The sequence below is a fragment of the Acinetobacter lwoffii genome (assembly GCF_015602705.1).
In the GTDB taxonomy this organism is placed as follows: Bacteria; Pseudomonadota; Gammaproteobacteria; order Pseudomonadales; family Moraxellaceae; genus Acinetobacter; species Acinetobacter lwoffii_E.
Window position 1 is genome coordinate 1,097,708 of sequence record NZ_CP059081.1, and the last position, 21,783, is coordinate 1,119,490.

Here is a 21,783-nt window from a genome sequence, read left to right on the forward strand (position 1 = left end):
GCCTTTTTTCACTCAAGATCAGAAGATCTTAGTGCTGGTGACCGCCTACACCATGTACGTGACCGTGATCTAATTCTTCTTGAGAAGCTTCACGAACAGATACGATTTCAACTTCGAAAGTCAGGTCTTGACCAGCAAGTGGGAAGTTAGCATCAACAACAACATTGTCGCCTTCAACTGCTTTAACAGTTACGATTTGCACGCCGTCATCAGTTTGAGCTTGGAACTGCATACCTGCTTGAATGTTGTCTACGCCTTGGAACATTTGCGCAGGAACTTCTTGAACTAGGTCAGGGTTGTATTCGCCATAACCTTCAGCAGCAGGAACATTTACAGTGAATTTTTCACCTACAGTTTTGCCTTCTAACGCATTTTCTAAACCTGGGATGATGTTACCTGCACCGTGCAAATAGGCAAGTGGTTCACCTTGAGATTGGTCGAGAGTTTCACCCTCTGCGTTAGTCAATGTGTAGTGGAAAGAAACCACGAGGTTATTTGCAATAGCAGTCATGTTAATTGATCCATTCAATTTTTTAAGGGTACATCATAAAGTGAAATTGCATTTTTGTAGACTAAAATTAGCAAAAAAACGCAATTTGACAATTTTGTTGACGATTTTTTCATTGATTGGGCCAAATTCTGGAATTTCAATGCAATTTCAGCTTTGGAGAAATTTTTCGTGTAACAAAACCTTTTGCGGTGAGAATGCCAGCATGCGCATAACCATGAATGGTCGCCTGATGAATTCGATATAAAGAAACATACATCGATTTGGCAACAAAGCCTTGCACATTGACCTGACCGAGTAATTCACCGACAGCTTTATTCTGGCTTAAGGAAATCAGTGAGCCTTTGTCGGAAAATTTAAACATCGGTAAATAGTTTTCCTCATTGATCCGTGCTTTTAAGGCATTGGCCAGGAAATTGGCCTGTTGGCTAGCCACTTGTGCGCGTGGACCCAAGACCGGTTCATCTGCAGCAGGCTGGCAGTGAGCACAATCACCAAAAGCAAAAATGTCTGGATCAGATTTGGTTTGCAGGGTGGAGAAGACTTTCAAGCGGTGAATATTGTCCTTTTCCATATCTTGCAGTTGTGCCAAGACTTCAGGTGCTTTGATACCTGCGGCCCAGACTTTAATCTCGGCATCCAGACTTGAGCCATCTGCAAAATAAATTTTGTCTTCATCTACCTTGGCCACACGATGACTGGTAAGGACTTCAATACCGAATTTTTCCAGCTGTTGCATGGTATGTTCAGCAACTTTCGGCGAGAGCGCAGTCAAAATACGATCCGCCGCTTCAATTAAGGTAATTTTGACTTTATTTGGATCGACCTTGTTTAAGCCATATTTAAAGAAATTGTGTTTGGCCTCCACCAACTCGGCAGCCAATTCTACTCCAGTCGCACCGGCGCCAATAATCGCGATATTCAGTTCACGGCTCGAAGCTTCATGTTGAGCATTCAAGTAGAGATGCAACAGATCCTGCTGAAAGATATCAGCTTGTGGACGGCTGTCGAGAAAATGACAGAACTGTTTGACGCCTTCGGTATTAAAGTCATTCGAGGTAGAACCCAAGGCCAGTACCAGGGTGTCATAGTCGATGCGCTGGTTCTTCTTGGCTTGGGCTTTTTTGGAGAAATATTCTGTTTCTACCACAATCTGTTTCGCTTCACGATCCAGACCGGTAAATGTCCCCAAGACAAATTCATAATGATGTGCGGCTGAATGGGCAAAATAATTAGTTTCTTCTTCATGTGGATTTAAGGTGCCTGCGGCAACTTCATGCAGCAGCGGTTTCCAAATGTGTGTCAGTTTTTGATCGACCAGAATAATCTGGGCTTTACCGCTTTTACCCAAGCTCTCACCCAGCTGAGTCGCCAGTTCCAGACCACCGGCACCACCACCCACAATCACGATTTTATGTGCTGTCATATATGATTAACCTGTTTATTTTTTTAATAAAAATAAGAGAAATAGAGAGAAAATATACTATGGCATGCACTAAAACGCGTCTTGATTAAAATTGTTATACAAATTACAAAACGTAGCAATTCTGTGAGAGCAGGTAAGTATCGCTGCTTTGAGGAAGCAAGGGGAGAGCGAGATTGATAAAGGGAATCTGCTAGAAGATCAGAGAGGAGATCTTCTAGCTTAAAGAAAAGTGACTTGAGATGTAGCGCTATTATCTATCTAAAGGATAAAGCTTTACGCTTGGTGTATTGTCTGAAAATAAACCGAATAAGCCTTGTAGCCAGCTAAAGAACTTCTGAAACAGATTGGCTTCTTCAATTTCGACATGATCTTCAATTTGAATGGTGCGAATCAACTGATTATTCTGATAAACCTGAATGGTCGCCAAAGGCATCATGGTCGCCAAAGGTGCAATGAGTTCAGATGCTTTCACTTCAACATTGATATGAGTCTGAGTTTCCTGTAATGGCTCGATACTTTTTAAAACGCCATCACCAGTATTCAGCATGACACGCTGATTTGCCTGGTCAAACTGATTCAGGTCAATACTGTAGCCCTGATCATATAAAGAAGTGGTAATAATCTGCGGTTGCTTGGTTTGCACCTTAAACATTTTTAAGGTGGATTTAATTACAGGCAACTCAGCCAGTAGCTGTTGATCTTTGATCGCTACTTCATTGCGAGTATAGGTATAAGCCAGATTCATCAGCTTATGTGATACTTCAGCGCGTTTTGCTGCACTTTTAGTACCCAGCACCACCACAATCAGACGGCGATTTGGCATTTCAAAATCTGCGGTGACGCGATTGGCGGTTAGTGCCAGATTATAGCCCGCTGCACGGGTAAAACCGGTTTTTAAACCATCTACTGTAGGATCGACCTGAAGCACACGGTTGGTCGCACGATGAAAATGCTGGTTATAAGTAAAGCTTGGCTGTTTGGAATAATACAGATAATCCGGGGTTTCATTCACCACCGCCATAGACAGTCTGGCCAAATCGGCGGTAGTCGAATAATGCTCAGGCATGGTAATACCGGCCGGATTCTGGAAATTGGTATGCTGCATGCCCAGCGCTTTGGCTTCCTGATTCATACGTTCAACAAACTGCGGAATACCACCCGAAATTTTCTCAGCCAGCGTGACTGCGGCATCATTAGCAGACATGATAATTAAGCCCGCCAGAAGCTGATCGACTGAAATCTGATCACCTTCTTTCAGGTACATTTGTGACTCATCCCACATCACGGTTTTAACCACAGAGGTCGCGGTTAACACTTCATTTTTATTTAATTTTCCGGCCTCAATTTCCTTTAAGGCAATATAAGCCACCATCATTTTGGTCAGCGAAGCCGGAGCACGCTGAACGTCGGCATTGTGCTCTGCAATGACTTGACCAGACTGTGAATCCAGAATGGTCCAGGCTTCAGCTTCAACGCTTTCAGGCACAATATTGAGTAGGGCAGCATGTGAAAATGCAGAAATAAATAAACTGAAAACCGCAATCAGTGAGATGATGTATTTCAATGGTGTTCCTTGATAACCCGCTGGGTGTTGAACGATTTAATTTTCACGCATGCTATGCCTTTTTTATACAGATAGCTAGTCGTAAATGTAGACAAATAAGACAGCTAAACCATACTGGCTTAAAAAATGCTAAGCTAAGCTATATCTCATTTATTTTAATTTTATATCGTTCATTATGTTGCATTATCAAATTGAATTTGACGATTATCGTCAGCATCTTATTCACGTGACTGTTCGTTTTCTTGCGGACCCGACACAAGTCCTGTCATTGCCGACTTGGATTCCGGGCAGCTATCTGATTCGAGAGTTTTCCAAGCACATTGAAGCGGTCAAAGCCTATGATGAAGATGGGCGCCAGTTACAGATCCAGAAATTTGAAAAAAATAAATGGCGTTTATTCAATACTGATCATGAACTGATTACAGTTGAATATGATGTCTATGCCTATGACCTGTCCGTTCGTGGTGCATATGTGGATCAAAATCGTCTCTACGTGAACCCGGCTTGTGCATGTCTGGGGCTGGAAGGTCAGGAAAATAAAGAAATTGAACTGGAAATCTTCCTGCCAGATGAATTGAAGCATTTTCAATTGGCAACAGGAATGCAGGCTAAAAGTCTGGTCAAAGGCCGTTTCACCCTGAAAGCTAAAAACTATGCCGAACTGATTGATGCGCCATTTGAGCTAGCAGAACAAACCCGTTTCAGTTTTGAAGCAAATGGTATTCCGCATGAGTTTGTGGTGTCAGGCAAACACGCGATGAATGCGGCGCGTATGCAGCAGGACATTGAAAAAATCTGTGCTACAGAAATTTCAATGTTTGGTTCGGCGCCGTTTACAGACTATACCTTTATGACCATGGCAACCGGCAATAGCTATGGCGGTCTGGAGCATCCAAATTCTACCAGCCTGATTTCACCACGTGATGACTTGCCGAAAGCCAATGAACCTGAAGAACCATCGAAAGATTATCAGCGTTTCCTCGGCTTATGTAGCCATGAATATTTCCATTCCTGGTTGGTGAAATTCATTCGCCCTGAAAACTTTGTTAACTATGATTTAAACAGAGAAGGCTATACCTCTCTGTTATGGATCTTTGAAGGTTTTACCTCTTATTACGATGATTTGATTTTGCTGCGCAGTGGCGTGATTAATCAGGAATCGTATATTGCTTTGTTAAAAGCACAGATTGACCGTTATTTGCAAAATCCGGGACGTGTGATTCAGTCAGTGTCTGAATCCAGTTTTGATGCCTGGGTGAAATTCTACCGTCAGGATGAAAACTCGAATAATGCGGGTACCAGCTATTACAACAAAGGCTGTTTAGTTGCTTTGTGCTTAGATTTAGGTTTGCGTTTACGCGGTTCAAGTCTGGATGCCGTGATGCGCCGTTTGTATGAAAATGCCCAGAAGGGTGTTCAGGTGCATGAGCGGACAATCTTTGAATTGTGTAAAGAACTGACAGGAGATGATTGGTCAGAACAGATCAATCACTTGATCAATACCACAGACGAATTACCATTGGATCAGCTTTTCCCTGAGTTTGGTATGGCTTATAGCCTGAAAAATGACAAGTCTTTGCCATTCGGTTTAAAACTAGCAGATAAGCCGGAAGGTGTGCTGGTTCAATCTGCGCGTCGTGAGGGTGCTGCTGTGCTCGCTGGCCTTTCTGCCAATGATGTCATTATTGCAATTGATGGTTTAAAGGCAACGACTAAGCTTGTTGAAAGCTATGCAAAACAGCAAGGTACTTTTACAGTGTATGCATTCCGTCGTGATGAAATGATGATCTTCGACGTTCAAGCCGCGGGTTCTGAACTGACCGAAGTGGAATTGAAAGTGGAAGATCAGGCTAAAGCTGAGAAATGGCTTAAAGCTTAAATCCATAATTATTCTTAATTTTAAAAACCGGTGCATCGTCACCGGTTTTTTATTGAAGTGCATGTTGAAAGCAAATCTATTTAATGATCAGTCGTGATGTGCCACGGAATTCTGCCACGATTTGATTATGTTGATTCATCACCTGAATATCATAAATGCCACTACGGCCACTGCTGGCTTTATGTTCTGCTACAGCAGTCAGTGTATCCCCAAGCAATCCCGGTTTTAAATAATGAATACCGCAATGTTGACCAACTGCCGGATGTTCACCGGTATTGCAGGCAATTGCAAAAGCTGCATCTGCCAGTGCGAAAATCACGGCACCGTTACAGGTCTGATGACCTTGTAAATGTTGTTCAGTCACCTTTAATTCGATCTTTGCATAATTGTGATTATAAGAAACCAGATGAGCACCAAGATGCTGAATTAACCGGTCCTGATTAAACATCTGGTTGACTTGCTGATCCATTGCAAAACTCCTTATTTAGATATGTTTTATTTTAAATTATTAAATATATGAATCATAAATAACATCGGATAGTCAGAATGACAAGATGGAAGAGTTAGAAATCTTGTTTGCACACATAAGAAAAAGCAGGTAAAACCCATATTTAGGAATGGCTTTTTTATTATTAGAAGATGAATCAAAATAGTTTAAATTGGGGGATTAGAATTACAGTTGTATGGCTAGCTGTAATTTTTCTATTTTGGTTTTTTGGTGATTTGAAAAATCCAACATCTTTAAATGAATTAGGGGATTTTCTTGCAGGTATAGTTGCACCTATCGCTTTCTTATGGCTGATTTTAGGCTATGTGCAGCAAGGTAAGCAGCTAGAGCAAAATACAAAAGCATTAGAGCAACAGGAAAAAGCATTACAACTTCAGATTGATGAGATGCGGGAAAGTGTTAAACAACCAGACGAATTTAGTTTCTTTACAAGAACAACAGCTAAAATCAGCAAGAAAAGCAGTGCGACCTCAGTTAAATTTAAGTAGAACTACTTTTTTTGAACACGAAGATAGGTACGAAGATTGTGATAATGATGGAAATATTATTGATGTTTTTGATATTTATATTGTTTGTATTTATTTAAATTTAAAAAATTATGGTGAAGAAGCTAAAAATATATATTTTTTTGATGAGGATTTTAAAAGATATGAATCACTTTTAATAAGTCTTAGTAAAAATGAAGAACAGAGAGTTCAAATTAATTTGCTCAAAGAACAATATACAAAGTTATTTGCAGAAAAGGTATTAATGATAAAGGGTAAAATAGGCTACGAAGATAAATATGGGAATTTATATGATTTTAAAGTCAAATTCACCATCACTACACCTAGAAAAAATCCTCGTGTAGGATTTCAAATATCTCAAGAGTCGATAAAAGTTTAATTCCCCCGATACGTCGAATACCCATAAGAACTTAACAGTAGTGGAATATGGTAGTGCTCTAAAGCACCATCAATCACAAAAACCACCGGTACTTCAGGGAAGAACATCCGTTGATTATTGGTCTTAAACCAATCACTCCTTTTAAACGTTACTTTATAAACGCCTTTTTGTAACGCGGTGTCTTTAGGATAAAATTCTTTAATACGACCATTACTGTCTGTCTTGGTTTCATTGAGCTTGACCCATTTCTCACCTTGTTGAGCTTCTAGGGTGACCGTGACATTAGCAGAGGGTAGGCTAGTTTCTTGATTAAGTACATGCACACTCAGCGGATTGGCAAAGCTAAAAGTTGAGAGGGACGTCGCAGCTAAAGCGAAAATTATTTTTTTCATGAGACTCACATTAAAATGAATACTTTAATTAATTCTAATAGATTGAAAAATAAAAAATATTTAAGTTATGTAATAAAAAAAGCCCACCGAAGTGAGCTTGATTGAATCTATTCAAACTTAGCCACGACCGCGGCCGCGACCACGTGGTGCTTTGGTATTTGGACGAGTTGTGCCATTGGTCTTACGACGCGGCTTTTCACTTTCATCCATTTGCCAGATACGTTTGGTGCCAGACTTTTTCACAGAACCATCTTTGTTCTTGCGAACCATTGGCTTACCACCCGTACCACCCGGCTTTTTCACATAAGAGCGTGAACGGTATGGTTCTTCCGCAGGAACATTCTGGAAGTCTGGATAAAGTAATGGTTCAATTTCTCTGGTTTCACCCGGTTGCAATCCCATACGAACCAAATCAATCTCACCAATTTTGGTACGGATCAAACGCAGTGTAGGGAAGCCGACAGCAGATGTCATACGACGAACCTGACGGTTACGACCTTCACAGATTGAAATCTCAACCCAAGACGTCGGAACAGAGGCACGGAAACGTACAGGAGGATTACGCTCCCACAACCATTCCGGTTCAGACACTTTTTCAGCACGTGCAGGAAGCGTCATGCCATCTTTCAGTTCAACGCCTTTACGAAGCTGTTCAAGTGCTTCTTCGGTCACATCACCTTCCACTTGCACCATATAAGTTTTAAACTTTTTATTGGCAGGATTGGTGATATATTGGTTGAGACCACCGTGATCGGTGAGGAAAACCAGACCTTCTGAGTCCATGTCCAAACGACCCGCAAGACGTAAATCTTTGTCGTTGACAAAATCAGCCATGGTTGGGTGCTTTTCATCCGCACGGAATTGGGAGAGGACGTCATAAGGTTTGTTTAGAATGACGATTTTCATAGGAAATAACTTCTATAATTACATTAATTTAAAAAATGTAGAGGTTTATTTAAAAGGGAAATTGAGTTATTTCCCGTATAAATCTCAAAAATAACAAATCTGGATTAGAATATTATGCGTTAAGAACAGTTGAAAGTATTGCCTAATCGGCAATTATTTTAGATTTGTCAGCGGCATCCGGGAGAATACTAATAATGGGATATCAAAAAATCGTAGTACCTGTGGATGGTACCAAAATTACCGTTAATGCAGACCTGTCACTCAACGTACCAAATAATCCAATTATCCCATTTATCGAAGGGGATGGAATTGGTGCAGATATTACACCAACAATGCGAACTGTGGTAGATGCTGCTGTGCAAAAAGCATACGCTGGAAAGCGTTCCATCGAATGGATGGAAGTCTACTGCGGTGAAAAAGCTGAGAAAATTTACGGCACCTACATGCCTGAAGAAACCTTGGAAGCGCTGCGTGATTATGTAATATCAATCAAAGGTCCACTGACCACACCAGTTGGTGGCGGTATTCGTTCCCTGAATGTAGCCTTACGTCAGGAACTGGATTTATATGTCTGTGTACGTCCGGTACGCTGGTTTGAAGGGGTGCCTTCACCGGTGCATAATCCGGAACTAACCGATATGGTGATCTTCCGTGAGAATTCAGAAGATATTTATGCCGGTATTGAATGGAAAGCAGATTCTCAGGAAGCGAAAAAGGTTATCAAGTTTTTGAAAGAAGAAATGGGTGTAACCAACATCCGCTTTGAAGACAATTGTGGGATCGGGATCAAACCTGTCTCCAAAGAAGGTAGCCAGCGTCTGGTGCGTAAAGCGATTCAGTTCGCCATTGAAAATGACAAGCCGAGTGTGACCTTGGTGCACAAAGGCAATATCATGAAATACACCGAAGGAGCATTTAAAGAGTGGGGCTATGAGGTCGCATTGGAACGTTTCGGCGGTGAGCTTTTAGATGGTGGTCCGTGGGTTAAAATCAAAAATCCAAGAACAGGCAAAGACATTATTATTAAAGATGTTATTGCAGATGCCTTCTTGCAGCAAATCCTGATGCGCCCGGCGGATTATTCTGTGATTGCGACACTCAACTTAAATGGTGACTATATTTCTGATGCGCTAGCTGCGGAAGTCGGCGGGATCGGGATTGCACCGGGTGCCAATATCGGCGGTTCGATTGCAGTTTATGAAGCAACCCACGGTACAGCGCCTAAATATGCTGGACAAGATAAAGTAAATCCGGGTTCGATTATTCTGTCAGCAGAAATGATGCTGCGTGATATGGGCTGGATAGAAGCTGCCGACCTGATCATCAAGGGGATTTCGGGTGCGATTGCGGCAAAAACGGTGACCTACGATTTTGAGCGCTTAATGCCAGGGGCGACCTTGCTGCGTTGTTCCGAGTTTGGTGAAGCGATTATTGCCAATATGGATGCCTGAAATTGCGATGCAATTTATGAATAAAAAAACCCGCAATTACGGCGGGTTTTTTATCACTTTATTGGGAAGCAAAGGCTGAACGGTTTAAGGTTAAACGTTAAAATAAGTATCAGGCTGCAAGATCATGTAAGAAGTGTAATGAGCCTAGAAATGATTCGTTCTAAGCTGAATAACTTAGTAAACACTGTATTACATTGACGTATTTGGATACAGCTCAGCGATTGGCTTATTTTGTATAAACGTTACAGTGATGAATGGAACTTCCAGTGATATAGAGATGTTTCTCCAAAGGAGTAAATCATGGCTAAAGCTAAAGCGAGACATAAGCAGGTCCAACAAAAAGACAAGCAGGACAATGCTCAGAATGAAGAGCAGCAACAGCAACAACAGCAACAACCATCGAAACCATCTCGTGCTAAAAAACGTAGATAATCTCCTATCCACCTAAAATAACAAAACCCTCATTTGAGGGTTTTGTTATTTGAACGCTTGTATAAAATCATCACTAAAAATAACAGGATTGTGACTTTAAATTAGGCGGTTGTGATTAAGATAAAAGTCATCTATTTAATTTAATGCGAATATTGGTGAAATTTCTTCGGATTATAAGCTTACTGTTATCTATAGGTTTTCTACTAACTGCCTGTCAGCCACCGCCTTCAGGTGAAGCAGCAGGTTGGAAAAGCCCTTATCTGTATTGGCAATTACAGAGAGCCCAGTTAGAAGCTCCGCTACAGATTCCGGTTGAAGGCGTCAGAGTTGGTCAGATTAATGATACTTGGGGAGCAGCGCGTAGTGACGGTCGTAAACACGAAGGTACGGATATTTTTGCCAAACGCGGTACGCCAGTATTTAGCGCGACCCCAGGTATTGTGCGTAGGATTGGCACCAACAATCTGGGTGGAAAAATCATCTGGGTGACCGGTCCAAATATGAGCCAACATTATTATGCACATCTGGATGACTATGCAGAACATATTCAGGAAGGCGACTGGGTTGAGGCAGGTGAAGTCATCGCTTATGTGGGGAATACAGGTAATGCCAAAAATACCCCGCCGCATTTACATTATGGGATTTATTTAGGTGGGCAAGGAGCAACCAATCCTTATCCTTATTTAGTCCCTTCTCCATGAGCAGAAATTGGCAGAGTTTGTTGTTCAGATTTGAGTCTGACAGGACGTGTGTACCAGAACAATTGTAACGTTCCTAATAAAAGAACAAATGTGGCCAGTATGAACTGTTGATGATAGCTCAATCCAAAATATTGCAGCGCACTAAAACTGAGCCCACCGATTAGCTGAATCGAGGCAAAACACAAGGTGGCAATACTCCAGAGCTTTTTATAAGCCAGTCCATACAGTTGCAAAATGGTATAGGAGGTCAGGAACACCACAGCCGGATTTAGCATCCCGGTAAAAAAGGAAGAGCTAAAAGTAAGCAATGGGCTGGCATCTAGGGTTGCAATAAAAATAGCCACAATATAAAGACTATAAAGAATTTTCAGGGCAACAAAATTACCCCATTTTCTGGCCAGTGCATAAGCACTCAAGGCGCCTAAAGCACTACCTAGTCCATACAGAATCCAGTTGAAATTAATCCAGAACAAGCTCAATCCCAACTGCTGGCTTAAATAATCAATCCAGAAGAGTGAATGCGGTATATAAGCGAAAGCACTACAAGCATAAACTGTAAGTAAACTATAAAAGACGCTATTCAGAGATAGATGAGAGGTAACCGCAGGAGCTTGTGCCGACAAATATGGCTTAAATTTCTGAATCAGTAAACTTAAAACGATACAGATAAGCAAAGCAAAACCACATAAGATTAGCCAGGCCGTCTGTATGGAAATTTGATCCAGATAAGGCAGAAACAGGGTCGCAATTAAAACGCCTAGTCCAATTCCGCTAAAACCAATAAAGTTGATTTTAAGACGGTCTTGAAGTTCACAGCACTGTGCAACCACACTCGGCGATAAGATCATTATCAGTCCACCGCTGATGCCGGAAATAATCCGCCAAGCGATATACCATACTTCAGAAAAACCAGAAAATGCACAGCACATCAGGCTGAGCATACCGGCAAAGGCTGAAATTTGAATATAGGTACTCATGCTGCGGTCTTGAGGCAGACGCATGGCCGTAAATGCACCGATTAAATAACCCAGCAAATTGGCACTGCTCAAGAGGCTGGCAAAATCTGTACTCCAGCCAAAGGCTTCTCGTGTGCCAGGTAACAGTGCAGTATAAGAAAAACGAAGAATGCCAATGCCCAAGCACATACTAAGACAAAGAAAAAGGCTGAGCTTGATTGTGTTTGAGGACATCCGTGCACTCATAGAATTTTATATTTGGTCAAAAAATAACATGAATCTTCATGATTGAGGGGAAATTGCCTGAGAAGAAACCATTGAGTGCAGAAATTTGCTCAAAGAAACCGGTATGATTTTTAAGATTTCATCAGTCAAAAGCCTGAATTTTTTCAGAGAAATAAAAAACCGCGTATCAACGCGGTTTTTTATATTGTCTATTTCAAGAATTAACGCATCTTGGCCAGGAAACGGCCAACACGGGTAATGGCTTCACGCAGTTCATTTTCAGCCGGCAGGAATACTACACGGAAATGATCCGGTGTCGGCCAGTTAAAGCCTGTCCCTTGAACCAGAAGTACTTTCTCTGCACGTAACAAATCCAGCATCAGTTTTTCATCGTCCTGAATTGGATACACATTCGGATCCAGTTTCGGGAAGCAATACATTGCGCCTTCAGGTTTGACACAAGACACACCTGGAATCTCGTTCAGCATTTCCCAGGCAATATTGCGCTGTTCATATAAACGCCCACCCGGACGAATCAGGTCGTTAATTGACTGATAACCGCCCAGTGCAGTCTGAATTGCATATTGTGCCTGATGGTTGGCACACAGACGCATCGATGCCAGCATATCCAGACCTTCGATATAGTCTGCTGCACGTGCTTTATTGCCGGTAATGGCCATCCAGCCGGAACGGAAACCAGCAATACGATAGGCTTTAGATAAACCGTTAAACGAAACACAGAGCTGATCGCCAGCCAGAGCTGCTACAGCAACATGCTCAATCCCATCGTAAATAATTTTGTCGTAGATTTCGTCAGCAAATAAAATCAGGTCATATTTCTTCGCCAAGTCGACGATTTGTTGCAACACATGACGTGGGTAAACCGAACCGGTCGGGTTATTCGGGTTGATAATCACAATACCACGCGTATTCGGCGTGATTTTGCTTTCCATATCAGCAATATCTGGATACCAGTGATTTTCTTCATCACATTTATAGTGAATCGCTGTACCGCCAGATAGATTCACTGCCGCCGTCCAGAGTGGATAATCTGGCATTGGAATCAGCATTTCATCGCCATCATCCAGCAGACCCTGCATGGCCATCACGATCAGTTCAGACACACCATTACCGATATAGACGTCATTGACGTGCATATCTAGAATGCCTTTTTGCTGATAATACTGACAGATCGCCTTACGCGCCGGGAAAATCCCTTTGGAATCCGTGTAGCCAATCGCATTCGGCAGGTTTAAAGCCACATCGTTGATAATTTCCTGCGGCGCTTCAAAACCGAATGGGGCAGGATTGCCAATATTTAATTTGATAATTTTGTGACCGGCTTCTTCCATCTCGATGGCCGCTCGTAACACAGGTCCGCGAATGTCGTAGCATACATGCTCGAGCTTAGATGATTTCTTGATCTCGCGAGGGGTTTGGAAAGTGTTCGGCATTTTGATGTTCTCGGAAGGAGTGGAGGTCACTTTTGCATAACGATATAAATAACTTTTAAATGTCTCAGTTGTGACTAGATCGAGATCATGTTCATCTCGAAGTAGTGCAACAATTTTTTCATGCGTAAATCCAAGCTGCTGATATTGTTTGATCACAGGCAGCAGATTTTTAAAAATTACGCTCTTTTTTTGCGACATTTTTTAATCCTGAGCAAATTTAGAGCTAAGAATACCATTAAATTTGCTCACTAAAAAACATTTAATGTAAAAATTGCTTACTTTTATTTTTATATTTGCTTTCTTTTTGCTTTTTTGAACATTATATGTCTTTTGTAAAATGTTGAATAAAGACTAGAATTTTTAAAATGAATCACGTAAATATAGGATTATCCTATTTTAAATAGCAAGATAAAAAGGTATGTGATCATGGGAAAACTCAATAAATCAGACCGGGAATGGCAAAGAGAGTTATCACCTGAGGAGTTTCGCATTACGCGCGAGAAGGGAACCGAGCCGGCATTTACTGGAAAATACTGGAATACCAAGCAAGATGGCACTTATGTATGTCGTTGCTGCGGCACGCCACTGTTCTCTTCTGAGACCAAGTATGACAGCGGCTGTGGCTGGCCAAGTTTCTACCGTCCTGTCAGCAGTTCGGTGGTAGAAGAATTACCTGATACTTCACACGGAATGGTCAGAACTGAGATTGTTTGTCATCATTGTGACGCACACTTAGGGCATGTTTTCCCGGATGGCCCAGAACCGACCGGTTTGCGTTATTGTGTCAACTCGGCTTCTTTGGACTTAGAAACACAAGAAAAAAATGATGAGGAAACCTATCCATGACTAACATTTATCAGTTTGAAGCTGAATTGTTAGATGGCAAAAGCAAGCCACTTGCAGATTACGAAGGCAAGGTACTTTTGATCGTCAATACAGCGAGTAAGTGTGGTTTTACCCCACAATTTTCAGGATTAGAAAAACTTTACGAAAAATATAAAGATCAAGGTCTGGAAATTTTGGGATTTCCATGCAATCAGTTTGGTGGTCAAGATCCAGGTTCCAATGAACAGATTGGTGAATTTTGCCAGAAGAATTACGGGGTATCTTTCCCGATGTTTTCCAAGGTGGATGTCAAAGGCCCTGAAGCGCACGCCATTTTTCGCTATTTGACTAACAATTCCAAAGGTATTTTAGGCAATGGAATTAAATGGAATTTTACCAAATTCCTGATCGGGCGTGATGGCAAGGTATTGAACCGTTTTGCTCCGACCACCAAGCCTGAAGATATTGAAGATGAAATTGCCAAAGTGTTGTAAGAATCAGCATTATTTTCTCAGTATGTGATAAAAATAGAGCTCATCTAATGTTAATTAAAAAACCCACTTATCTAAAGTGGGTTTTTAGTCATGATTAAAACTTAGAGGATGGTTTTCAGGCGTCGAATAACCTCTTCACATTGCGCCAGATCGGCTACGAGTGCCAGACGTACATGATTTTCACCCGGATTACCTTGTTCGGTATCGCGGGATAAATAACGACCCGGAAGAACTTTAATATGTGCTTCTTCCATCAAATGTTTGGCAAAGGCTTCATCATTGTCGACTTTTAACCAGTAATAGAAACCTGCATCCGGTTTTTTGAGTGGCAGCAGATGACCGAGTTCTTTCTGGAATAAATCAAACTTGGCACGGTATTGCACCCGGTTTTCTTCCACATGTGCTTCATCATCCCAGGCAGCAATTGAAGCTAACTGGTGCTGAACCGGCATCGCTGCGCCGTGGTAAGTACGGTACTGCAAATAAGGTTTTAACAGGCTGGCATCACCGGCAACAAAACCTGAACGCATGCCCGGAAGGTTAGAGCGCTTAGACAGTGAATGGAACACCACACAGTTTTTATAGTCATCCCGGCCAATTTCAGCACAAACTTCCAGTAAACCTACGGGTGCTTGGTCAAACCACAGTTCCGAATAGCATTCGTCTGAAGCAATCACAAAGTTGTATTGATCCGACAGGGCAATCAGTTTTTTGAACTGTTCTTTGGATAGCACTGCACCTGTTGGATTGCCCGGGGTGCAGACAAATAGCAATGCCGTTTTTTCCCAGACTTCTGCCGGAACCGCATCAAAATCACCAAGGTAGTTATTTTCCTCAGTACAGTTGATGAAATAAGGTTTGGCACCTGCGAGCAGCGTTGCACCTTCATAAATCTGATAAAACGGATTCGGCATTACTACATAAGGTGCATCTTCACGATTCACCAAAGCCTGTACAAACGAGAAAATCGCTTCACGTGTACCAGAAACAGGCAGGATATTGCTGTCTGCACTGATGCTATTTAGCTTAAAACGGCGCGTCAGCCATTGGGCAATACTTTCACGTAGCTCCAGCAGGCCTTTACTGTTTGGATATGTCGACAAATGTTTGAAGTTATCGATAATCGCTTGTTTCACAAACTCCGGTGCAGGATGCTTCGGTTCACCAATCGACAGGGGAATTAAAGGCATATTTGCAGGCTGGATATCCGCAAAAAGCTGATTTAACTTTTCAAACGGATAAGGATGCAGTAGAGACAAGCTAGAGTTCATGAATAAGTAACCGCGTTTTAATGTGAGTGTTGACTACAAACCTGATGAGAGGCTTCATCCAGCGCAGTTTTAAGTGCAGCTGCAAATTCGGCAGATTCTCCAGGTGTCATAGGGTTGCCATCTTTTTTGGTGACAAAGAATATATCTTCGGCACGTTCGCCAAGTGTGGCAATTTTGGCAGAGTGTATATCCAGCCCTTGCATCATAAATAAACCACCGATTTTGGCAAGTAAACCGGGATGATCGAGAGTGGCAATTTCAACCATATTCTGATTCAAGGCAGGATTGATACTGATATCGACTGTATTTTCAATATCGAAATGACGTAATTGACGTGGAATCCGGCGCTGCATCAGGCCCGGATATTCATCTGAATGACTTAAGGCATCTTTTAGGGCTTCAATGACTGTGGCTTCGCGTTCCGGATCGGTCAATAAGGTACCAAAACGGTCGAGTACCACGTAGGTGTCCAGACTGAAGGCTTTAGTCGCTGTAATAATTCGAGCATCTTGTACATCCAGATTCATACGATCCAGAATAGCTACCGTGGTGGCAAACAGGTTGGGTTGATCCTGCGTATAAATAAAGATCTGTACCGCATCCTGCGCATATTTACGGTGTGCCCGCATCAGCACCAGTGGGGCAGGATTGTCGCCGTGCTGTAAAATGGCACGGGTATGCCAGGCGATTTCATCTGCTGTCTCTTTGAGGAAATAGTCATCACCAAGTTCCTGCCAGACTTTTTCTACTTCATCCAGTGAGAAGTCCTGAACCAGAAGTTCACTGGCTGCAAATTTGGTATCTTCAATCAGCATCTGATAATCAACCGGACGGCCCAGACCGGAACGGATCACGTCACGTGCTTGAGTATATAGTTGACGCATCAGCGAAGCGCGCCAGGTATTCCACAGCTTCGGATTGGTGGCATTAATATCGGCTACCGTCAGAGTGTATAAATAATCCAGATGCTCCATATCACCCATTTTTTCGGCGAATTCTTTGACCACATCCGGATCAGAAATATCTTTTTTCTGGGCAGTGACAGACATTACCAGATGATTCTGGATCAGCCAGGCCACCAGGTTGCTTTCGCGTTCAGTAAAGCCATGGCTCCGGCAGAATTTAATCGCATCGCTGGCGCCGAGTTCACTGTGATCACCGCCACGGCCTTTGGCAATATCATGGAAAATTGCCGCCAGATAAACGATGTCACGACGGGTCAAACGCTGGAACACTGAACTGACCACCGGAAATTCTTTGGCAAATTCAGGTTCTTTAAAGCGGTTTAAGTTGCGCAATAGTAATAAGGTATGCGCATCGACCGTATAGATATGGAACAGGTCATATTGCATCAGTCCCAGAATTTGTCCAAAGGCCGGAATGTAATTTCCAAGCACACCATACCGCTTCATCGCGACCATGGTGTCATAGAGTCGATGCGGTGAACGGATAATCGCCATAAACAGTGCCTGATGCACCGGATTATCACGGAAATCCTGATCAATGCGTTTTCCAGCCAAGGTCAGCAGGCGTAAGGTACGCGCACGAATGCCTTCGATCTCGGGACGATTGGCCAGCAGATAGAAAATTTCCAGAATTGCACTTGGATTTTCCGAAAAAATCTTGTGATGCTGCACGGCCAGTTTGCCGTCGACCAGTTTGAAATTTTCATTAATTTCTTCAATTTGGCGTTCATATTGCGGTAAACGTGGCGTAATGACCGATTCATTAAAATAGGCCAGCAGCATTTCGTTTAGCGTCGACACCTGCTGTGCACTGCGATAATAGCGCTTCATGAACTGTTCAATTGGATAGTTCGGATGATGCGCCTCTTCACGTACATAGCCGAATTTGGCGGCTATATCGCGCTGATAATCGAACAATAAGCGGTTTTCATCGCGCTTGGTCAGGCGGTGCAAATGATGACGGATTTCCCAGAGGAAACTCTCTGCTTCCTCAAGCACACCGAGTTCAAATTCTGAAATAAAACCGAGATGCACCAGATCATAAATGCGATTGACGCGGAAATGCCGTTTGGCGATCCAGCCAATCTGGTTGATGTCACGGATGCCACCCGGCGCATTTTTAATATCTGGTTCCAGATTGCTTTCAGTATTGTTGTGCTGAGCATAACGCTTGTGCTGCTCATCCATCTTGGCATCAAAAAAGGTTTTATCGGTCCAGGTACGTGACACAATGCGACGTGGCCATTTGCACAGGTTCTCATTACCAATAATCAGGCGGGCTTCAATCAGGGTGGTAGCGACAGTCAGATCACTACTGGCCTGATTGACACATTCATTGATGGTGCGGACACTGATACCGGGTTTGAAATTCCCGACATCCCAAAGCGATGAAATAAATGTAGAAATCAGCTGTTCCTGTTCCGGGTTAATCTCGTCTTCCGACAAGATCATGATGTCAACATCAGAATAAGGCAGCATTTCACGACGGCCATAGCCTCCGACTGCAAACAGGGCCAAATCAGTTTGATCCAGTTCGGCATGTTGCCAGAGAAACTGTAATGCTTCATCAATTAGATTGGAACGCGCCAGAATAATATCCCGAATCGACTGTCCATTTTCAAAACTTTCCTGAAGCTGATTTTCGACATCACTGCGCCATTGATTGATGGCTTTAATGTCATGGTTGCTTTTAGCGTAATTCAGCAGTGGATGGGTGTTGATCATGTACAGTCGTCCGTTGGTATTTCAGCTTAGTTTTGGTTGACGCTAACTTGGTTGGCGACCTGGAGGGCCAGTTCACGTGCCTGTTCAATGTTTTCCGCACGTGCTGTGGCAACGCCCATACGACGACGTTTAAAACCTTCAGGTTTGCCAAACAGGCGCAAATCGGTATTGCCGTCTGCTAAAGCAAGATTCAGGCCAGAAAAGGAAAGATTGCGATCATCTACCCCAGCATAAATTACCGCACTGGCAGCCACACTATGTCGTGCAGTATTCACCGGCAAGCCTAAAATAGCACGTGCATGCAGCTCAAATTCACTTTGAAATTGGGAGGCTAAAGTCACCAGTCCAGTATCGTGTGGACGTGGGGAAACCTCACTAAACCATACTTTTTCGCCTTTTACAAAGAGTTCCACTCCAAAGATTCCGCAGCCACCAAGTGCTGTAGTGACCTTGTTGGCAATGCGCTTGGATTCTTCCAGCGCGGCTGGAGTCATCGGTTGAGGCTGCCAGCTTTCCACATAATCACCTGAGTCCTGACGATGTCCGATCGGGTCGCAATAAGACGTTTCGATTTCGCCGGTTTCTGGATTTTTTGCACGAACAGTCAATAAGGTAATTTCAAAATCAAAGTCAATTTGTGATTCTACAATCACAGTACCCTGATTGACCCGGCCACCGGTTTGCGCATATTCCCAGGCAGCATCGACTTCATCAAAACGGGTAACACGAGACTGACCTTTGCCTGAAGATGACATCACCGGTTTCACAAAGTTTGGATAGCCGACATCGTCACAGGCCGCGCGGAAGGATTCTAAACTGTCGGCAAAACGGTAAGCTGAAGTTGGCAGACCGAGTTCTTCCGCAGCCAGACGACGAATACCTTCACGGTTCATGGTCAGATTGACGGCTTTAGCAGAAGGAATGACTGTAGCAATGTTCTGGGCTTCTATTTCAAGCAGAACTTCGGTCGCAATCGCTTCAATTTCAGGAACAATTAAATGTGGCTGGATTTGATTGATGAGTTGTTTGAGTTCTACAGCATCTGCCATATTCAAGGTATAGGAATAATGCGCAACCTGCATGGCAGGGGCATGATCATAACGGTCAGCAGCATGAACTTCGACTCCAAGGCGTTGTAGTGAAATCACCACTTCCTTGCCCAGTTCACCAGAACCCAATAATAGAACTTTATAGGCAGAAGATTGAAGGGGAGTACCAATAGTCACGCTCATGTGGATCATCCATGCTTGATTTTATGGACTTTTAGCATAGCAGAACTGAGCCGACAGTTAAGCCAAGATTCATACAAAATTGTGATATTGACCAACAGTTTTATTTATAAAGTTTTTCTAGATTTTAATAAGGAGGCGCTGTCATTTTCACATCGCTGTCAGACTGCGTTTGCAGAAGATAAATCTCGCTTTGAGACTTGAGCTTTTCTATTTGTGCAACTTGTTCAGTATTGATATTTAGCATCTTTAACAGACGTAATGTACGAACATGCAGGAAATACGCATAGGGCAATACAAAAGGCAGTACAAAGCACAGCAAAAATAACAGTAGTCCAAAAACTGTGAATTGAATGCAGTCTCGCAAGATGGTGGTGAGCTGGAACTGATCTGCTGAAAAGGCGGTAGCTGAAAAAAGAATAAAAAGGAGCGCAAATAAACCAGCAAAAATTTTTAGAGTATTCGGCAGGACACGATGTCTGAAGCTCCATTTACCCAAAATCAATGTCAAAGGATGAAGATGCAGCACGTATTGGCTCTGATTAAGCATAGCAATAATTTGATGGGTGCTATTCTTTTTAATATAAACCACACGAACTTGATCCGCCGGCTGCACATGTACTTCAACAAAATGTCCGGTAAAATTCTGAGCATTGATAAAACATTCAAAATATTGTGCCGGCACTTCATGTCGATGGAATACGGTTAACATTTCATCGCGCCGATGATGAATAAAGATTTTGCCTTCAATCACCTGTTTGACTTCAAACATGCGCATCCTTCCTTGTTTTTATTGTTATATAAAAAAAGACCTATACTATGAGTTTAGCATAAGTCTTTGTTTCAATTGATCAACGAGTTAAAGCTTAAAAGGGTACCGGAACATAGGTGTAAACCAGGCCATAGGTCAGTGCTGCGGTCAGTGTCGCCATCACAATCCGTTTAAACTTAAAGTACAAAGCCATGAGCACAATAAAGCCAATCAGCATCGCAAAACTTTTATTCGGTGTTTCTAATAAAGGTGGCAGGGTGGCGACCACCAGCATAGAGCTGATCGCAGCAATGCCAATTGAACCCAAGGCAATTTTTAGCCATAATGCTCCGCGTTTTTGCGAACCTTGCTGAAATTTCTGAATGACAAAAAAAGGACCAAAGCGCGAGGCGAAATTGGCAATCCCGACTAAAATCCCGACCAGAATAATCTCTAGATTCATGCTTGATCTCCTGCGTGTTCAGGATATGGCTGCTTCAAAATATAGTGCTTAAACAAGCCGGCGAAAATACCAGAACTGATACCGATAAAGATCGCGGCGGACAGGTCGATAAAATAACAGGCCACAGCAGAAACCAGAATCGTGACAGCTACAACAAAAGTATGTTTTTTCTCAAAAGCGGCTAACAAGAAGCTCAGGAACAGCGCAGGTAACAAGAAATCCAGTGCTGCCTGCAAGAACTGTGGCAAGTTACTGACCTGATCGGCAAATAAGCCACCGAGGAAAGATCCGAGTGCCCACGACATCCAGCTAAACAGACTTAAACCCAGCATCCAGGATTCTGACCATTCCTGTCGCCGTTGCGAGAGCTTGATCATACCGGAGGCAAAGACTTCATCGGTCAGACCCCAAGACCAGATTGCCGTTTTCTTTAAATTCAGCCGGTCTTGAATCAGATTTTGTAATGCAGGGCCATAGAGCAGATGGCGAATGTCCAAGGCAATCACGGTTAATGCCGTCATCCAGATGGATGTACCACTGCCTAAGAGAGCGACCACCAGGAACTGGCTGGCACCTGCATACATCGAGCAGGACAGGAACAGTGCTTCCCAGGCGGTAAAGCCAAACTGGGTGGCTGAAACACCAAAAGCAAACGACACTGGTAAATAAGTGAAGATAATCGCTTGACTATCTTTTGCACCTTGCCAGAAGCCAGCAGGTTGCGTAGCGAGTTGATTCGGTTCAGACACGACACACCTTGAAGGAGAGTTGAA

Annotated in this window: 20 protein-coding genes and 1 pseudogene; 7 read left to right on the top strand and 14 right to left on the bottom strand. The window is 42.8% G+C overall.

What is annotated here, in order from left to right; translation table 11 throughout:
• Nucleotides 1-28 precede the first annotated feature (28 nt).
• The 3 genes from slyD to H0S56_RS05260 form a co-directional block, all read right to left on the bottom strand.
• Nucleotides 29-511 carry a peptidylprolyl isomerase gene (gene slyD / locus H0S56_RS05250; RefSeq protein ID WP_004278960.1) on the bottom strand — a complete coding sequence of 161 codons (483 nt, stop codon included), beginning with the start codon at nt 509-511 and terminating at the stop codon, nt 29-31.
• Nucleotides 512-647: 136 nt separating this feature from the next.
• Nucleotides 648-1,934, bottom strand: a complete 1,287-nt coding sequence (locus H0S56_RS05255; protein ID WP_195725827.1) for an NAD(P)/FAD-dependent oxidoreductase — start codon at nt 1,932-1,934, stop codon at nt 648-650.
• Nucleotides 1,935-2,184: 250 nt separating this feature from the next.
• The gene (locus H0S56_RS05260) at nt 2,185-3,498 is read right to left on the bottom strand and encodes a D-alanyl-D-alanine carboxypeptidase PBP6B (RefSeq protein ID WP_195725828.1); all 1,314 of its coding nucleotides are present in this window, start codon (nt 3,496-3,498) and stop codon (nt 2,185-2,187) included.
• Nucleotides 3,499-3,673: 175 nt separating this feature from the next.
• Here H0S56_RS05260 and H0S56_RS05265 point away from each other — a divergent pair, with 175 nt between their 5' ends.
• Nucleotides 3,674-5,377: a M61 family metallopeptidase gene (locus H0S56_RS05265; protein WP_195725829.1), complete on the top strand. Its 1,704-nt coding sequence runs from the start codon at nt 3,674-3,676 to the stop codon at nt 5,375-5,377.
• A gap of 76 nt (nt 5,378-5,453) precedes the next feature.
• On the opposite strand, the gene paaI is transcribed toward H0S56_RS05265, so the two are convergent.
• Nucleotides 5,454-5,846: a hydroxyphenylacetyl-CoA thioesterase PaaI gene (gene paaI, locus H0S56_RS05270; protein ID WP_005103578.1), complete on the bottom strand. Its 393-nt coding sequence runs from the start codon at nt 5,844-5,846 to the stop codon at nt 5,454-5,456.
• Nucleotides 5,847-6,016: 170 nt separating this feature from the next.
• Here paaI and H0S56_RS14530 point away from each other — a divergent pair.
• Nucleotides 6,017-6,770 (top strand): annotated as a pseudogene (locus tag H0S56_RS14530) (hypothetical protein).
• Here H0S56_RS14530 and uraH read toward each other — a convergent pair.
• Nucleotides 6,767-7,162: a hydroxyisourate hydrolase gene (uraH, locus tag H0S56_RS05280; RefSeq protein ID WP_195725830.1), complete on the bottom strand. Its 396-nt coding sequence runs from the start codon at nt 7,160-7,162 to the stop codon at nt 6,767-6,769. The pseudogene H0S56_RS14530 and the gene uraH sit on opposite strands and share 4 nt — an antisense overlap.
• A 117-nt stretch (nt 7,163-7,279) precedes the next feature.
• Complete coding sequence (locus tag H0S56_RS05285) at nt 7,280-8,068, bottom strand: rRNA large subunit pseudouridine synthase E (protein ID WP_004731551.1); 789 nt, start codon at nt 8,066-8,068, stop codon at nt 7,280-7,282.
• 194 nt (nt 8,069-8,262) lie between these two features.
• Here H0S56_RS05285 and icd point away from each other — a divergent pair, with 194 nt between their 5' ends.
• The 3 genes from icd (at nt 8,263) to H0S56_RS05295 (ending at nt 10,652) form a co-directional block, all read left to right on the top strand.
• The gene (gene icd, locus H0S56_RS05290; RefSeq protein WP_195725831.1) at nt 8,263-9,519 is read left to right on the top strand and encodes an NADP-dependent isocitrate dehydrogenase; all 1,257 of its coding nucleotides are present in this window, start codon (nt 8,263-8,265) and stop codon (nt 9,517-9,519) included.
• Nucleotides 9,520-9,819: 300 nt separating this feature from the next.
• Entirely contained in the window at nt 9,820-9,951 is a 132-nt protein-coding gene (locus H0S56_RS14420) for a hypothetical protein (RefSeq protein WP_004645538.1), read from the top strand.
• Between the two features lie 143 nt (nt 9,952-10,094).
• Nucleotides 10,095-10,652 (top strand): M23 family metallopeptidase, encoded by a 558-nt coding sequence (locus H0S56_RS05295; protein WP_004278950.1) that lies wholly within the window; start codon nt 10,095-10,097, stop codon nt 10,650-10,652.
• Here the strand turns inward: H0S56_RS05295 and H0S56_RS05300 are convergent.
• Nucleotides 10,631-11,842, bottom strand: a complete 1,212-nt coding sequence (locus H0S56_RS05300; protein WP_195725832.1) for a YbfB/YjiJ family MFS transporter — start codon at nt 11,840-11,842, stop codon at nt 10,631-10,633. The genes H0S56_RS05295 and H0S56_RS05300 overlap by 22 nt on opposite strands.
• A 212-nt stretch (nt 11,843-12,054) precedes the next feature.
• Complete coding sequence (locus H0S56_RS05305) at nt 12,055-13,485, bottom strand: pyridoxal phosphate-dependent aminotransferase (protein ID WP_004278948.1); 1,431 nt, start codon at nt 13,483-13,485, stop codon at nt 12,055-12,057.
• 228 nt (nt 13,486-13,713) lie between these two features.
• On the opposite strand from H0S56_RS05305, the gene msrB reads away from it, so the two are divergent.
• On the top strand, nt 13,714-14,133 hold the full coding sequence (msrB, locus tag H0S56_RS05310; RefSeq protein ID WP_004645533.1) for a peptide-methionine (R)-S-oxide reductase MsrB: 420 nt from the start codon (nt 13,714-13,716) through the stop codon (nt 14,131-14,133).
• Nucleotides 14,130-14,606 carry a glutathione peroxidase gene (locus H0S56_RS05315; RefSeq protein WP_114541885.1) on the top strand — a complete coding sequence of 159 codons (477 nt, stop codon included), beginning with the start codon at nt 14,130-14,132 and terminating at the stop codon, nt 14,604-14,606. The genes msrB and H0S56_RS05315 overlap by 4 nt, the downstream gene beginning before the upstream one ends.
• Before the next feature lie 101 nt (nt 14,607-14,707).
• Here the strand turns inward: H0S56_RS05315 and dapC are convergent, their stop codons facing one another.
• The 6 genes from dapC to H0S56_RS05345 form a co-directional block, all read right to left on the bottom strand.
• Entirely contained in the window at nt 14,708-15,877 is a 1,170-nt protein-coding gene (gene dapC, locus H0S56_RS05320; protein WP_195725833.1) for a succinyldiaminopimelate transaminase, read from the bottom strand.
• 17 nt (nt 15,878-15,894) lie between these two features.
• Nucleotides 15,895-18,567 carry a [protein-PII] uridylyltransferase gene (gene glnD / locus H0S56_RS05325; protein ID WP_195725834.1) on the bottom strand — a complete coding sequence of 891 codons (2,673 nt, stop codon included), beginning with the start codon at nt 18,565-18,567 and terminating at the stop codon, nt 15,895-15,897.
• Between the two features lie 26 nt (nt 18,568-18,593).
• A complete protein-coding gene (purT, locus tag H0S56_RS05330) occupies nt 18,594-19,808 on the bottom strand; it encodes a formate-dependent phosphoribosylglycinamide formyltransferase (protein WP_171066343.1) in 1,215 nt (404 codons plus the stop codon).
• A 115-nt stretch (nt 19,809-19,923) separates the two neighbouring features.
• Entirely contained in the window at nt 19,924-20,568 is a 645-nt protein-coding gene (locus tag H0S56_RS05335) for a hypothetical protein (protein ID WP_195725835.1), read from the bottom strand.
• Between the two features lie 94 nt (nt 20,569-20,662).
• On the bottom strand, nt 20,663-21,010 hold the full coding sequence (ygaH, locus tag H0S56_RS05340; protein ID WP_195725836.1) for an L-valine transporter subunit YgaH: 348 nt from the start codon (nt 21,008-21,010) through the stop codon (nt 20,663-20,665).
• Complete coding sequence (locus H0S56_RS05345) at nt 21,007-21,759, bottom strand: AzlC family ABC transporter permease (protein WP_195725837.1); 753 nt, start codon at nt 21,757-21,759, stop codon at nt 21,007-21,009. Before H0S56_RS05345 ends, ygaH begins: the two co-directional genes overlap by 4 nt.
• Nucleotides 21,760-21,783: the final 24 nt, after the last annotated feature.